This is a genomic window from Sporomusaceae bacterium, assembly GCA_031460455.1.
GTDB lineage: Bacteria > Bacillota > Negativicutes > Sporomusales > UBA7701 > Anaeroselena.
Genome location: JAVKTQ010000001.1, coordinates 194,545 through 207,420, shown reverse-complemented (window position 1 = coordinate 207,420; position 12,876 = coordinate 194,545). Strand labels below are relative to the sequence as shown.

14 protein-coding genes and 2 tRNA genes are annotated in these 12,876 nt (G+C 59.7%); 2 read left to right on the top strand and 14 right to left on the bottom strand.

The window, feature by feature from the left end:
• Window positions 1–489: 489 nt before the first annotated feature.
• Together RIN56_01140 and RIN56_01135 are read left to right on the top strand one after the other, a co-directional pair.
• Window positions 490–564, top strand: a tRNA-Gln gene (locus RIN56_01140).
• Between the two features lie 128 nt (window positions 565–692).
• Window positions 693–1,310, top strand: a complete 618-nt coding sequence (locus RIN56_01135; protein ID MDR7865385.1) for a hypothetical protein — start codon at window positions 693–695, stop codon at window positions 1,308–1,310.
• A gap of 75 nt (window positions 1,311–1,385) precedes the next feature.
• Here the strand turns inward: RIN56_01135 and fusA are convergent, their stop codons facing one another.
• From fusA to thrB, 14 genes are all read right to left on the bottom strand, one after another.
• The gene (fusA, locus tag RIN56_01130) at window positions 1,386–3,470 is read right to left on the bottom strand and encodes an elongation factor G (protein ID MDR7865384.1); all 2,085 of its coding nucleotides are present in this window, start codon (window positions 3,468–3,470) and stop codon (window positions 1,386–1,388) included.
• A 391-nt stretch (window positions 3,471–3,861) separates the two neighbouring features.
• Window positions 3,862–4,065, bottom strand: a complete 204-nt coding sequence (locus RIN56_01125) for a zinc ribbon domain-containing protein (GenBank protein ID MDR7865383.1) — start codon at window positions 4,063–4,065, stop codon at window positions 3,862–3,864.
• Window positions 4,066–4,071: 6 nt separating this feature from the next.
• The gene (locus RIN56_01120) at window positions 4,072–4,575 is read right to left on the bottom strand and encodes a cob(I)yrinic acid a,c-diamide adenosyltransferase (protein ID MDR7865382.1); all 504 of its coding nucleotides are present in this window, start codon (window positions 4,573–4,575) and stop codon (window positions 4,072–4,074) included.
• Window positions 4,576–4,588: 13 nt separating this feature from the next.
• Window positions 4,589–5,005 (bottom strand): nucleoside-diphosphate kinase, encoded by a 417-nt coding sequence (ndk, locus tag RIN56_01115; GenBank protein ID MDR7865381.1) that lies wholly within the window; start codon window positions 5,003–5,005, stop codon window positions 4,589–4,591.
• Between the two features lie 17 nt (window positions 5,006–5,022).
• Window positions 5,023–5,547, bottom strand: coding sequence for a gamma carbonic anhydrase family protein (locus RIN56_01110; GenBank protein MDR7865380.1), 525 nt, complete (start codon window positions 5,545–5,547; stop codon window positions 5,023–5,025).
• The gene (locus RIN56_01105) at window positions 5,544–6,617 is read right to left on the bottom strand and encodes a M42 family metallopeptidase (protein ID MDR7865379.1); all 1,074 of its coding nucleotides are present in this window, start codon (window positions 6,615–6,617) and stop codon (window positions 5,544–5,546) included. The genes RIN56_01110 and RIN56_01105 overlap by 4 nt, the downstream gene beginning before the upstream one ends.
• 344 nt (window positions 6,618–6,961) lie before the next feature.
• Window positions 6,962–7,345: an adenosylmethionine decarboxylase gene (gene speD, locus RIN56_01100; GenBank protein MDR7865378.1), complete on the bottom strand. Its 384-nt coding sequence runs from the start codon at window positions 7,343–7,345 to the stop codon at window positions 6,962–6,964.
• A gap of 126 nt (window positions 7,346–7,471) precedes the next feature.
• Window positions 7,472–8,230 carry a fumarylacetoacetate hydrolase family protein gene (locus RIN56_01095; protein MDR7865377.1) on the bottom strand — a complete coding sequence of 253 codons (759 nt, stop codon included), beginning with the start codon at window positions 8,228–8,230 and terminating at the stop codon, window positions 7,472–7,474.
• 369 nt (window positions 8,231–8,599) lie between these two features.
• Window positions 8,600–9,469: a zinc metalloprotease HtpX gene (gene htpX, locus RIN56_01090; protein MDR7865376.1), complete on the bottom strand. Its 870-nt coding sequence runs from the start codon at window positions 9,467–9,469 to the stop codon at window positions 8,600–8,602.
• Between the two features lie 146 nt (window positions 9,470–9,615).
• Complete coding sequence (locus RIN56_01085; GenBank protein ID MDR7865375.1) at window positions 9,616–10,056, bottom strand: aromatase/cyclase; 441 nt, start codon at window positions 10,054–10,056, stop codon at window positions 9,616–9,618.
• A 13-nt stretch (window positions 10,057–10,069) separates the two neighbouring features.
• Window positions 10,070–11,323 (bottom strand): aminotransferase class III-fold pyridoxal phosphate-dependent enzyme, encoded by a 1,254-nt coding sequence (locus RIN56_01080; protein MDR7865374.1) that lies wholly within the window; start codon window positions 11,321–11,323, stop codon window positions 10,070–10,072.
• Window positions 11,324–11,412: 89 nt separating this feature from the next.
• Complete coding sequence (locus RIN56_01075; protein ID MDR7865373.1) at window positions 11,413–11,577, bottom strand: hypothetical protein; 165 nt, start codon at window positions 11,575–11,577, stop codon at window positions 11,413–11,415.
• A 262-nt stretch (window positions 11,578–11,839) separates the two neighbouring features.
• Window positions 11,840–11,916: transfer RNA gene (locus RIN56_01070), tRNA-Pro, on the bottom strand.
• 37 nt (window positions 11,917–11,953) lie between these two features.
• The gene (thrB, locus tag RIN56_01065) at window positions 11,954–12,871 is read right to left on the bottom strand and encodes a homoserine kinase (protein ID MDR7865372.1); all 918 of its coding nucleotides are present in this window, start codon (window positions 12,869–12,871) and stop codon (window positions 11,954–11,956) included.
• Window positions 12,872–12,876 lie beyond the last annotated feature (5 nt).

The window sequence follows — 12,876 nt, the reverse complement described above, 5'->3', positions numbered from 1 at the left end:
ACCATAACAACCGCCTTTATATTGCATAATTTGCTTTTATTTAACAAATTCATTATATTATTTGTACCTATAATATACAATAATTTCAACTTTTTGGTGGAAATGGTGCACTTGGGGTCGAGCCGGAGACCGCAGGTTTAATTCCTGTCGCCCTGACCAACCAAGAATAAGACCCTCACGAGAACATCGTAAGCAAAATAACCTTGAATCAGTGGCGACGGAGGCGGCGGAGAACGCAGGCGTATGCGCCGTTGCGGAGGCTGTTACCGCGCCGTTGGCGAAGGAAGCCGGTAACGCGAACGTACGCCCGGCCATGGACGGCCGGGCGAGGAGCCATCGGACACGGATGTCCGTTGGCGACGGTACGGCTGTGTCGGCCCGAGCCTTACGGCGCGTTCAGCCGCAGCTCCGGCGCACAGCCTGCGTTCTCCGCAAGAGTTGCGGCGTACCGTACTGCCGTGGTATATTGGATTTAAAGGAACTTCATATAGGGGCGTCGCCAAGTGGTAAGGCAACGGACTTTGACTCCGTCATGCGTTGGTTCGAATCCAGCCGCCCCTGCCAAAGAAAAGAGACGCCGCCAGATATGCTGGCGGCGTTTTTGCGTTGCCTGAGGGCAAGCGCAGGTGGGCGTTTTTGTCATATTCTTGTCATATTATTGTTATATTCTGTATTTGTTGAAGGGAGCGGATATGATGAAACGGATGACGGTTTTTGTTTTGGTGCTGCTGGCGGCGCTCGGATTTACAGGGTTTGCGGCGGCTTATTCGCCCAATCTGGAGGACAGGCCGGAGGCGTTCGATCCGGGACGCAATACTGGCTTTTTTATCTGGCAGGATAGAGATGGTTTGCATCTGCGGACGAGTACCGACGGGAGCAGGCATGTGTTCAGCGGCACTATCCGCACCGACGGCGCGTTCCGGGATACTTTCGGGAAGTCTAAGGGGGGCGACGATTTTTTCCGGGTGAGCGGCGATCGGGATAAGGTAACTTTCCAGTTCACCAATCTCGGCGACACGGCTGCTATCGACATGTTTATCGACGGCGGCAGTTATGTGGCGTTCAATTTGTCGCTGGACGGCGCCGAGTCCGATCCGGCCGCGATATTTATCGGCCGGGATGGCTGGCACCCCGGCGATTATAAGTTCACGCTGCAGCAGGAAAGCGAACAGGTGCGCTACGTTCCTAGCCGGACGGTTATCATCGTCGGCCACAATTACTGGTGGTACCGCGGTCACCATGGCTATTACCGGGGGCACTGGCACCGGCCCTGGCATCATCACCGGCATCGCCCCTGGCATCGCTGGTAGTTGACGTGGTTGTCACTCAACCGCCCCGACAAGAAAAGAGAACGCCGCCAGTGATTGGCGGCGTTTTTGCGTTGGTTATTCTTCGTCTTCTTTGTCTTTTTTGTAGGCGGCGATGATGCCTTCGGCGATGCGCTGCGGGACTTCTTCGTAGTGGTCGAAGGACATGTCGAATTTGCCGCGCCCCTGGGTCATGGAGCGGAGGTCGATGGAGTAGCGGACGACTTCGGTGAGCGGCGCCTGGGCGCGGACTACGCCGAGGCCCCCGCCTATCGGCTCCATGCCGAGGATGCGGCCGCGGCGGCTGTTGAAGTCGCCAATGATGTCGCCCATGTAGGATTCGGGAACGATGACTTCGACGCCGTAGACAGGCTCGAGGAGGATGGGTTTGGCCTGGAGGGCGCCTTTTTTGATGGCGCCGGAGGCGGCGATTTTGAAGGCCATTTCCGAGGAGTCGACGTCGTGATAAGAGCCGTCGACGAGGGTGACTTTCATGTCGGTGACGGGGTAGCCGGCGATGATGCCGTTGGCCATGGCTTCGCGGACGCCTTTTTCGACGGCCGGGAAATATTGGCGGGGGACGGCGCCGCCGAAGATGGATTCGGCGAATTCGAAGCCGGCGCCGGTGGTCAGCGGGTCGAGCTGGAGCCATACGTGGCCGTATTGGCCGTGGCCGCCGCTTTGTTTTTTGTGTTTGTATTCGACTTTGACGCTGGAACGGATGGATTCGCGGTAGGGGATGCGCGGGTCGCTGAGTTTGACGTCGACGCCGAATTTACGTTTCATGCGCTCGGCGATGACGTCGATGTGCATGTCGCTTATGCCGCTGGCGAGGAGCTGGTGGGTTTCGAGGTTCTTTTCGAGGGTGAAGGTGGGGTCTTCGTCAGCCATGCGGGCGAGGGCGTTGCCGATTTTGTCTTCGTCGCCCTTGTTTTTGGCTTCGACGGCCAGGGTGAACATGGGTTTGGGGTAGGCGATGGGCTCGAAGATGACGGGTTTGTCTTTTTCGCAGATTGTGTCGCCGGTCTTGGTCTCGGCCATCTTGGCAACGACGACGATGTCGCCGGTGTTGGCTACGGTGAGGGTGTCCTGGGTTTTGCCGCGCATGGTGAAGATGTTGCCGATGCGCTCGCTTTTTTCGCGGCTGGCGTTGTAGAGGGTGGAGTCGGGCTTGAGCTGGCCGGAGAAGACGCGGATGTAGCTGAGACGGCCGACGAAGGGGTCGGCGGTCGTTTTGAAGACGAGGGCGGCGAAGGGGTCGCCGGTTTTGCGTTCGACGGGGTCCTTGGTGGTGGGATGATGGCCTTTGGCGACGGTGTTTTCCGGCGAGGGGGCGTAGGCGATGACGGCGTCGAGGAGCTGCTGGGCGCCGATGTTTTTATAGGCCGCGCCGCACAGGACAGGGCAGAATTTGCCCTGGGCCGCGCCTTTTACAAGGCCGGTGCGGATTTCTTCGTCGCTGAGTTCTTCGCCTTCGAGGTATTTGGCGAGGAGGTCGTCGTCGGCTTCGGCCGCCGCTTCGATCATGGCGAGCCTGGCTTCGTCGGCTTTGTCCTGGAGGTCGGCGGGGATGGCGCCTTCGGTGTACTGGGTGCCCTGGGCGTTGGCCGGGGTGTAGGCTTTCATTTTGACGAGGTCGATGATGCCTTTGAAGCTGTCTTGGGCACCGATGGGTATCTGGATGGGGAAGATGTTGTTGCCGAATTTTTCTTTCATCTGGTCGAGGGTGGCGTAGAAGTCGGCGTTTTCACGGTCCATTTTGTTGATAAAGGCAAAGCGGGGCACGCCGTCTTCTTCGGCGTATTTCCAGACGTTTTCGGTCCCGACCTCGACCCCGGAGGCGGCGCAGAGGACGATCAGCGCGGCGTCTACGGCCCGCAGCGTGCCTTTGACTTCGGCGACGAAGTCGGCGTAACCCGGCGTGTCGAGGAAATTTATTTTATGGTCGCGCCATTCGCAAGGGGCCAGACCGGTGCTGATCGTTACTTTGCGTTTGACTTCCTCGGGCTCGAAGTCGGTGGTGGCCGTGCCGTCGTCTACCTTGCCGAGACGGTTTACAGCCCCGGTGCTGTAAAGGAGCGCTTCCGCGAGTGAAGTCTTGCCGGCGCCACCATGAGCGAAGATGCCCACATTCCGGATTTTGTCGGTTTTGTACTCTTTCAAATCAAGTCCCCCCTGCTGGTATAGTTCCTGTCCCACACGGTAGTGCGGCGCGAGTAAATGCGGTACTCTTAATTCTCTGTCAAATGCAAATATTCCTGCTTTTGGATTGGGAAAGAATATGGCCGGGTGACGGTCGCAGGCAGGCAGGAAATGAATAACCGCCTGCTTTAGGCGGTTATTAGTATTGCCGTATTTAGCCATTTTTACAAAAAATCCGCAAAAATCTCCGCAGTGGCCGCGGCACGGACATTGAGTAGACTTTCAGCTTCACTGCTCCTCGCCCCTTCCCCAACATACTCGCTATAAGTTTATGACGTAGGGGGCGTTCCTGTGACAACTATTTGCCGCGGCTGTCGATAAGGCTCCAACCGCGTTGTCTGCCCTGCGGGCGCTACTTGCAGGTGGCGCAGTTGCCGCCGGCGCAACCGCCGCAGCTTTTGCCGCCGCCGCTGCCTGGCGAGCTGAAGGCGGACAGGGCTTTGGCGAGGTTTGTGCCGCCGCAGGCCGGGCAGGAGACGGCGCCCTGCCAGTCGTGGCGGCAGAGCTGTTCGAATTTGGCTTTGCATTGATTGCACTTGAATTCGTAGATGGGCATTTTAGGTCACCGTTTGCCGGCCATTTCCGCCCGGGCGAGGGTAAAGCACAGGTCTGACAGGCGGTTTACGAGGATAAGGATATGTTCGCCGACTGGTTCCTCGCGGGCTACCCGCCATAGCTGGCGTTCGGCCCGCCGGGCAACGGTGCGGGCGAGGTCGAGGGCCGCGCCGCCGGGGGTGTCGCCGGGGATGATGAAGGCGGTGAGGGGCGGCAGGGCGGCGTCGAATTTGTCGATGGTTGCCTCTAAGGCGGCTATTTCGGCGGCGGTGACGCGCGGCTGGTCGCCTGTTGTGGCGACTTCGGCCATGACGGCCCAGAGGAGTTTCTGGAGGTCGTAGACGGCGGCGCGGACTTCTTCTTTGGCGCACAGGGCGCGGGCGAGGCCGAGGGCGGAGTCGAGTTCGTCGATGGTGCCGTAGGCTTCGACCCGCGGGCTGTCTTTGGGTACGCGTTCGCCGCTGTAGAGCGAGGTTTCGCCTTTGTCGCCGGTTTTGGTGTAAATTTTCATTTCGTGCCCCCTGTTACTGGACGATTTCGTCGGGGGTGAAGTAGATTTCGATTTCGCGCGCGGCGCTGGCCGGGCTGTCGGAGCCGTGGATGATGTTTTGGCCGATGCTGAGGGCGAAGTCGCCGCGGACGGTGCCGGGAGCGGCGTCGACGGGGTTGGTGGGCCCCATCATGGTACGGACGACTTTGACGGCGTTTTCGCCGCTGATGACCATGGCGACGATGGGCGCGGAGGTGATGAAGGCGACAAGTTCGCCGAAGAAGGGGCGTTCTTTGTGTTCGGCGTAGTGGATTTCGGCTTTGGTTTTGGAGAGTTTGAGCATTTTGAGGGCGGCTACGGTGAGGCCGCGCCGCTCGAAGCGGGCGATGATTTCGCCGGTCAGGCCTTTGGCGACGCCGTCGGGTTTGACGAGTACGAGTGTTTTTTCCATTTGGTCCTCTCCCCTTTTTATCTAGTATTGATTGTGGTATAGTCTTTTGCTTTTTCGCAGTAGTGGCGGGCGGACTCGCGGATCGTGGCGATGTCCTGGTCACTGACGGCGCGGATGACGCGGGCGGGCGAGCCGACGGCGAGCGAGCCGGCGGGGATTGTTTTGCCTTCGGTGACGAGCGAGCCGGCGCCGATGATGCAGTTGTCGCCGATGACGGCGCCGGTGAGGATGATGGCGCCCATGCCGATGAGGCAGTTGTCGCCGACGGTGCAGCCGTGGAGGATGACGTTGTGGCCTACGGTGACGTAGTCGCCGATGCGCGTGGGGCGGGCGGCGTCCTGGACGTGGACGACGGAGCCGTCCTGGATGTTGGTGTAGCGGCCGATGGCGATGGGGGCGTCGTCGCCGCGGACGACGCTGTTGAACCAGATGCCGCTGCCCTGGCCGATGGCGACGTTGCCGATGACCTGAGCGCCGGGAGCGACGAATACTTCGCCGTCAAGCTTCGGCCAGACGCCTTTGTAGGGCAGCAGGCCGCTCATTTTATCAGTTCCTCGTATTTGGCGATGTCGAGTTTTTTGAGGATGGCGACGACGAGCCGGACGGCGGCGTCGTAGTCGTCGCGGTGGATGACGCTGTTGTGGCTGTGGATGTAGCGGGTGGGCAGGCTGAGGACGAGGCTGGGGACGCCCTGGCCGTGGATGTGGATGCGCCCTGCGTCGGTGCCGCCGCCTTCGGTGAATTCGAGCTGGTAGGGGATGTTGTTTTCTTCGGCTATGGCGACGGCGAAGTCCCGAAGCTTGGGCAGCGGGATGAGGCTGGCGTCGTAGATGGAGATGGCGACGCCTTTGCCGAGGCGGCTGGAGGCCTGGTCGTCGCTGACGCCGGGGGTGTCGCCGGCTACGCAGGTGTCGACGGCGAAGGCGAAGTGGGGGTCGATGACGCTGGCGCTTGTTTTGGCGCCGCGCAGGCCGACTTCTTCCTGGACTGTGCCGACGCCGTAGACGGTGTTGGGGTGGATTTCGTTGTGGAGGGCTTCGATGACGTCGGTCATGACGGCGCAGCCGATCCGGTTGTCCCAGGCTTTGGCCATGAGGTATTTTTCGTCGGCGAGGGGGGTGAAGGTGCTGTAGGGGGCGACAGCGTCGCCGGGGCGGACGCCGAACCGTTCTTTGGCGTCTTTTTCGTCGGCGGCGCCGATGTCGATGTACATTTCTTTTTTCTGGACGACTTTTTTCCGCTCGTCGGGGGTGAGGATGTGGGGCGGCTTGCTGCCGATGACGCCGTGGAGGTCGCCTTTGGCGGTCATGACGGTTACCCGCTGGCCGAGCATGACCTGTTCCCACCAGCCACCGAGGGTGGTGAATTTGAGGTAGCCGTCTTTGGTGATGTGTTTGACCATGAAGCCGATTTCGTCCATGTGGCTGGCGAGCATGATGCGGGGCGCTTCGGCTGTGCCTTGTTTTTTGAAGATGATGCTGCCGATGCGGTCGTAGGATACTTCGGCTTTTCCCGCGAGGCGCGCGGCCAACAGGGCTTTGACCCGTTGTTCGTAGCCGGACGGGCCGGCGACTTCACTGATTTCTTGGAGCCATGAGAGTGTTTTGTCCATGTATGTATGTCCCCTCCTATCTTTATGCGTAGTGTGCTGCGAAGTGGGGGGTGCTATTCCCACACTACCATTATATGGAGAGGATATACTCTTGTCAAAACGGTGTCGCCATTTCAAAAATCCATCTGCTGCGTTGCTCCTCAGAGCGCTTGCTAGCGTACGCCTCAAGTACGCGTCGCGGCGCGCTCTTCCGGTGCGCCTTGCATCTGGAGCTTTTGAAACGACTCTTACAGTTTTCAATTGAGCCCAACAAAAAAATATCCTGCTGTACACTTCGTACAACAGGAATGTCAGTCTTCCGCCAATCTCCTACTACTTGCCAGGAGTAAAATAAAAATCCCTCCTCAAGATACTTTTTGCGCCAACTGTCCGGTCAATTTGCCGCGTTTGACTTCTGTGGCGTCCACTTCGGCCGCTTTGAGGCTATCGACGAGGTAGCGGCAGGCTTCCCAGGGATCGACCCTGTCGCCGCAGGTGAATACGTCGACGGCGGCGTAGCCGAGTTCGGGCCAGGTGTGGATTGCCAGATGAGATTCGGATATCACGACGACTCCACTAACGCCTTGGGGACTGAATTTGTGAAAGGCTACTTCGCGTACTTCTGCTCCGGCTTCGAGGGCGGCGTCGACCATGGCGCGTTCCACCTTTGCGGGGTCGTTGAGGGCGGTGGCGTCACAGCCGTAAAATTCCGCCAGGATGTGCCGACCTAAGGCGTTCAACTCATCCAATACCTCCTTCACCTTAAACGAATTTCCAGATAAATTGTAGCAAATTCGCCGGGAAAGTCAATATATATTTATAATATATCGCTTTCCCGGCGGTTTGTGCGCGTTGACGGTCGATTACGACCTTTTTCAGCCTTTGACGATGGTATTTTCGAGCCTGCCTACGCCGGAAAGCTCGACGACGACGGTGTCGCCGACCTGCATGGGGCCGACGCCGGAGGGAGTGCCGGTGAGGATGACGTCACCGGGGTAGAGGGTCATAACCTGGCTGGCGAAGGCGACGAGTTCCTCGACTTTGAAGATGAGGTCGCGGGTGTTCGATGTTTGCTTGATTTCGCCGTTGAGGTAGAGCTTGATGTCGGTGGCGGCGGGGTCGATGTCGGTGGCGATACAAGGCCCGAGCGGCAGGAACGTGTCGAAGGATTTGCCGCGCGTCCACTGGCCGTCGCCTTTTTGGATGTCACGGGCGGTGACGTCGTTGGCGCAGGTGTAGCCGAGGATGTATTCGCGGGCGGCGGCGGCGGGAACTTTGCGCGCTTCTTTGCCGATGACGACGGCCAGTTCGGCTTCGAAGTGGAGGTTCTGGGAGATGGCCGGGTATTCCACGGCGCCGCCAGGATGGGTGAGCGCGGAGGACGGCTTCAGGAACATGAGCGGCTGGGCGGGCAGTTCGGCATTCATTTCTTTGGCGTGCCCGTGGTAGTTGAGGCCGATGCAGACGGCCTTGGAGGGCGCGCATGGCGCCAGCAGTTTGACGGTGCCGGGGTTGATGATTTGGTTGCCTATGGCCCATTTGCCGAAGATGTCGCCTTCGACGATACGGATGTTTTCGCCTTCGAGCACTCCGTAACGGATGGCCGCACCTTGCTGAAATCTGACGAATTTCATTTTTTTACCTCCCTGTTCCATGTGGATATATATTGATTCCTTGCCGACCGGTTTATTCCTGCCGGGGAAAAAAGAAAAGGCCAAGGCCGTTCAGAAGCCCCTAGATGCTAGGCGCACCGGAAGGGCGCGGCACCGTTTCCTCTGCGACCAAGTTTGTTAGATTGGTTTGCACAGGCACGTTTAACAGCATCGTAAGCGTACTCGGAACGTACGCTAGCCAGCGACTTGAGGAGCAAGTGCGCCGTTCTTGGCGCATCAGCGCCTTAGAACGGCGGCCTACCCCTTGCGGGTGCGACGCAGATGGGGGCTTCTGAACGGCCGCAAAGAAAAGGCCCCGCGACGGTATTGGCCGCGGGGCCTTTGGGCTGTTTAGCGCATGCGCTTGGCTTGTTCCTGCAATTTCGCCACCCGCTGGGCGGTGGCGGGGTGGGTGCTGAAGAGGCCGGTGAGCCACCCGCCGACGCCGGAGAAGGGGTTGATGATGAACAGGTGCGAGGTGGCGGGCGTGGCTTCGTTCATGACGCGATGCTGGGCGTAGTTTTCGATTTTCTGCAGGGCGCTGGCGAGAGCCAGCGGGTTGCCGCTGACGGAGCCGCCGGTTTCGTCGGCTTTGAATTCGCGGACGCGGGAGATGCCGAGCTGGATGAGGGTGGCGGCGATGGGGGCGAGCACGGCGAGGAATACGAATTCCAGTATGCCGCCGAGGCCGCCGCCTTCTTCGTCGTCGCCGGAGCGGCCGCCGAAGATGGCAGCCCACTGGGCGATCTGGGCGATCATGGTAATGACGCCGGCGATGGTGGCGACGATGGTGCTGATGAGGGTGTCGCGGTTTTTGACGTGGGCGAGTTCGTGGGCGACGACGCCTTCGAGTTCTTCGTAGTTAAGGGCCCGCATGATGCCGGTGGTCACGGCGACGGCGGCATGCTCGGGGTCGCGGCCGGTGGCGAAGGCGTTGGGGACGTCGGTGTCGATGATGTAGACTTTGGGCATGGGCAGTTTGGCTTTCTGGGCCAGACCGGAGACCATGCGGATGAGGTCAGGGGCTTGCTGGGGGTTGACTTCTCTGGCGCCGTACATGTTGAGAACGATTTTGTCGCTGTACCAGAAGCTGACGAAGTTCATGAGGATGGAGACCACGAACATGATGGTCATGCCCCTGGTGCCTCCGAAGGAGTATCCTATGGCCAGCAGCAAGCCGGTGAGGGCAGCCAGCAATAAGGTTGTTTTTAGCGAATTCATGGAGAATCCACCTCCGTTTATTTGAGCCGATATGTCAGTAGTATTATATAGCTTGGTGACTGTCGTTTATTCCACCCGCGGAAATCCCTCCTATTTGTTTGCTGATATTAATTATAAGTAAAATGCTTATAATTAACAACAGTCAATTACGGCCGTTCCAAACGGTCTTTTATCGCTTTGAGCATATTTTCGCTGTTGGTCTTCACTTTCTTCTTCAGGATGGGGTTTAGCAGGCCCGCAATCATCGGGATGCCGAATTCGAAGTCGACGGTGAGTTTTATTTCGGTGGCGCCGCCCTCGACAGGGGTGAGGATCCACTCGCCTGAGAACTTTTTGAGGTCGCCGGCGATTTGCTCGTAGGCGATGTGGCAGTTGGCGTCGTCGAAGGTGTCGCGTTCGGTCCATTTGATGATGCGGCCGTCGACGTTGGAGACCCATTTGGTGACGGTGGTGTTGGCGGCGCGTTCGATGACTTCGACGCTGACGAGGTCGGCCATGAAGTCGGGGTATTTTTCCATTTCCTTGAGGATGGGATAAATGGCTTCGCGGCTGGCGTTTACGGGCAGAGATACTTCAACGTACGGCATGGGGGCGCCTCCTTTATAGATCCTCTATCATGTCCTGGGCGGCTTCGACCGCCTGTTTGAAAGAGTCCAGGACATAGTCGACGTGTTGTCGGCTGATGGCGAGCGGCGGCTCGATGCGGATGACTTTGGGGTTGTTGAGGGTGTAGGCGACGAGGATGCCGCGGCCTATCAATTCGGACATGAGCAGGCCGCCGATGCCTTCTTTGGTGAGTTCGAGGCCGATCATGAGGCCGCGTCCGCGGACTTCGCGGATTACTTCGGGAAAGGCGGCAGCCAGGCGGCGGAGGGCGGCGAGGAAGTAGCCGCCGGTTGCGGCGGCGCGCGCCGGCAGGTCTTCTTCCTTTGTGACGGCGATGGCGGCAAGGGCGGCGGCGCAGGCCAGGGGGTTGCCGCCGAAGGTGGTGGTGTGCAGAAAGGGGGCGGTTATGTATTTGTCCCATAGGTGCGGACGGGCAGTGAAGGCGCCGATGGGCATTACGCCGCCGCCAAGGGCTTTGGCGGTGGTGATGACGTCGGGCACGACGCCGTGGTGGTCGACGGCGAACATGGCGCCGGTGCGGCCGAGGCCTGTCTGGACCTCGTCGCAGATGAGGAGGGCGCCGTGGCGGTCGCAGATACGCCTGGCGGCAGGCAGGTAGTCGTCCGGGGGTACGATGATGCCGCCCTCGCCCTGGATGGGTTCGAGGATTACGGCGGCGGTCTCGTCGTCGACGGCCGCGTCCAAGGCGAGGGTGTCGCCGAAGGGAACGTGGCTGAAGCCGTTCATAAGCGGCTGAAACGGCGAGCGGAAGAGTTCGCGGCCGGTGGCGGTGAGGGCGCCGAGGGTTTTGCCGTGGAAGGCGCCGGCGGTGGCGACGAACTTGGGCCGGCCGGTATGGATGCGGGCGAGCTTTAGGGCGCCTTCGACGGCCTCGGCGCCGCTGTTGACTACGAAGCTGTAGGTGAGGTCGCCGGGGGTTATCGCCGCCAGGGCGGCGCTGAGGTCGGCCAGCGGCTTGTCAAACAGCACTTTGCTGGAGAGGGGCATCATGTCGAGCTGTTCTTTAACGGCGGCGACGACTTTGGGGTGCCGGTGGCCAAGGCTGAATACGCCGTAGCCGCCCAGGCAGTCGATGTATTCCTTGCCGTCCAGGTCGCGGATGATGTCGCCTTCGGCCTGCCACTCGACGGTGGCGAGCCCCATGAAGCGGAACAGCCGCGCGACGGCCGGGTTGATGAATTGTTCGTATTTTTCGATGGTTTCGGCGATAATTTTTTCTTTATCCACCGTCTACACCTCCTCGATTTACTGGTATTATTTTCTATAATCCGGGGGGTAAACCCTTCTTCCCCTCAGTCTGGGCAAAGAAATTTCGCCTACTGCAAAAGCAGCCGATAAACAGGGAGAATAAGCGATATGAGAATTATGACAAGGACGCCGAAGGCGCCTGTTTTATTGCCGTTCATTCTAAGCCAGCGGGCGTAGGTGAGGGCGTGGAGGGCGGCAAGGAGGGCGGCGGTTATGTAGATGTACTCACTCATGGCAGAACCTCTTTTTGGTATATATTTGATTGCATGGATAGTATTGACACCCAATGGGCTGCCTAGTCATGGCGTTTTGCCCGCCGAGCCTTGCCCTGCTTTCATCGGCTGCCTATAAGAGTGTCGATATTAGCGCTGCAAGGGTGCGGCCTGCCGGTATGTGCGGATTTGGCTAGTTGTAATTATATGCTTAATTACTTTATTTCACCGAGAAAGCAAAAGCCCCGCCGCTGACGGCGAGGCCTGTTGATGTTGATATAAATGGTCGGAGCGGCGGGACTTGAACCCACGACCTCTTGCACCCCAAGCAAGCGCGCTACCAAACTGCGCTACGCCCCGACGACAAAACCTATTGTACCCTTTTTTCGGGGCGCTGTCAAGGCACCATAATTATCTTTGCGCCGTCGCCGTCGATGTCTAAGTCGAGGGATTTGGCTTTCACGCCGTGGCGGGCAAAGGCGGCGACCATGGCGCCGCCGATGGCGCCGGCGGCTTCGCGGCGGGCAAAAGCGATAAGGCAGGGGCCGGCGCCGCTGAGGGCTGCGCCGAGGGCGCCGTTTTCGACAGCGGCGGCGAGGACTTCGTCCATGCCGGGGATGAGTTTGGCGCGGTAGGGCTGGTGCAGACGGTCTTCCAGGGCGCTGCGCAGGAAGTCGAGTTTGCCCTGGCAGAGGGCGCCGATAAGGAGAGCGGCGCGGCTGACGTTGAAGACGGCGTCGGCGTAGGGGACGGCTTTCGGCAAGACCTGGCGGGCCGCTTTAGTGGAGAGGCCGAAATCGGGTACGGCGACGACGAGCCTGAGCGGCTCGGGCGGGTTGAAACGGAGGGTTTGCGGGACGCCGCCGGCGGTGAAGCTGACGGTGATGCCGCCTAAGATGGCCGGGGCGACGTTGTCGGGGTGGCCTTCGAGTACGGTGGCCATGGCTAGCAGTTCGTCGTTGCCGAGTTTGCCGCCGGTGGCGGCGTTGGCGGCGACCAGGCCGCCGACGATGGCGGCGGCGCTCGAACCGAGGCCACGGGCCAGCGGGATGTTGTTGTGCATTGTTATGCTTATACCCGGGCTGGTGACGCCGACTTTCTTCAGAACGGCGCTGACGGCCATGTAGGCGATGTTGCGCTCGTTGGCTGGGATGGCGCCGGCGCCTTCGCCGGTGACGGCGAGGGTAAAGCCCGGCTGTTCGCTGAGGGTGAGGGTCATGTCGTTGTAGATGGTGCAGGCGATGCCTACCGTATCAAAGCCGGGACCGCAGTTGGCTGTCGTTCCCGGCACGCGTACCGTGATTGTCGATTCCATATATC

Bases quoted from the DNA above. Each gene is read 5' to 3' on its own strand.
- RIN56_01075 (MDR7865373.1), bottom strand. From the start codon at position 11,577: ATGAGTGAGTACATCTACATAACCGCCGCCCTCCTTGCCGCCCTCCAC.
- RIN56_01110 (MDR7865380.1), bottom strand. From the start codon at position 5,547: ATGAGCGGCCTGCTGCCCTACAAAGGCGTCTGGCCGAAGCTTGACGGC.
- thrB (MDR7865372.1), bottom strand. From the start codon at position 12,871: ATGGAATCGACAATCACGGTACGCGTGCCGGGAACGACAGCCAACTGC.
- RIN56_01095 (MDR7865377.1), bottom strand. From the start codon at position 8,230: ATGAAATTCGTCAGATTTCAGCAAGGTGCGGCCATCCGTTACGGAGTG.
- RIN56_01120 (MDR7865382.1), bottom strand. From the start codon at position 4,575: ATGAAAATTTACACCAAAACCGGCGACAAAGGCGAAACCTCGCTCTAC.
- RIN56_01105 (MDR7865379.1), bottom strand. From the start codon at position 6,617: ATGGACAAAACACTCTCATGGCTCCAAGAAATCAGTGAAGTCGCCGGC.
- ndk (MDR7865381.1), bottom strand. From the start codon at position 5,005: ATGGAAAAAACACTCGTACTCGTCAAACCCGACGGCGTCGCCAAAGGC.
- RIN56_01085 (MDR7865375.1), bottom strand. From the start codon at position 10,056: ATGCCGTACGTTGAAGTATCTCTGCCCGTAAACGCCAGCCGCGAAGCC.
- RIN56_01135 (MDR7865385.1), top strand. From the start codon at position 693: ATGATGAAACGGATGACGGTTTTTGTTTTGGTGCTGCTGGCGGCGCTC.
- htpX (MDR7865376.1), bottom strand. From the start codon at position 9,469: ATGAATTCGCTAAAAACAACCTTATTGCTGGCTGCCCTCACCGGCTTG.
- RIN56_01125 (MDR7865383.1), bottom strand. From the start codon at position 4,065: ATGCCCATCTACGAATTCAAGTGCAATCAATGCAAAGCCAAATTCGAA.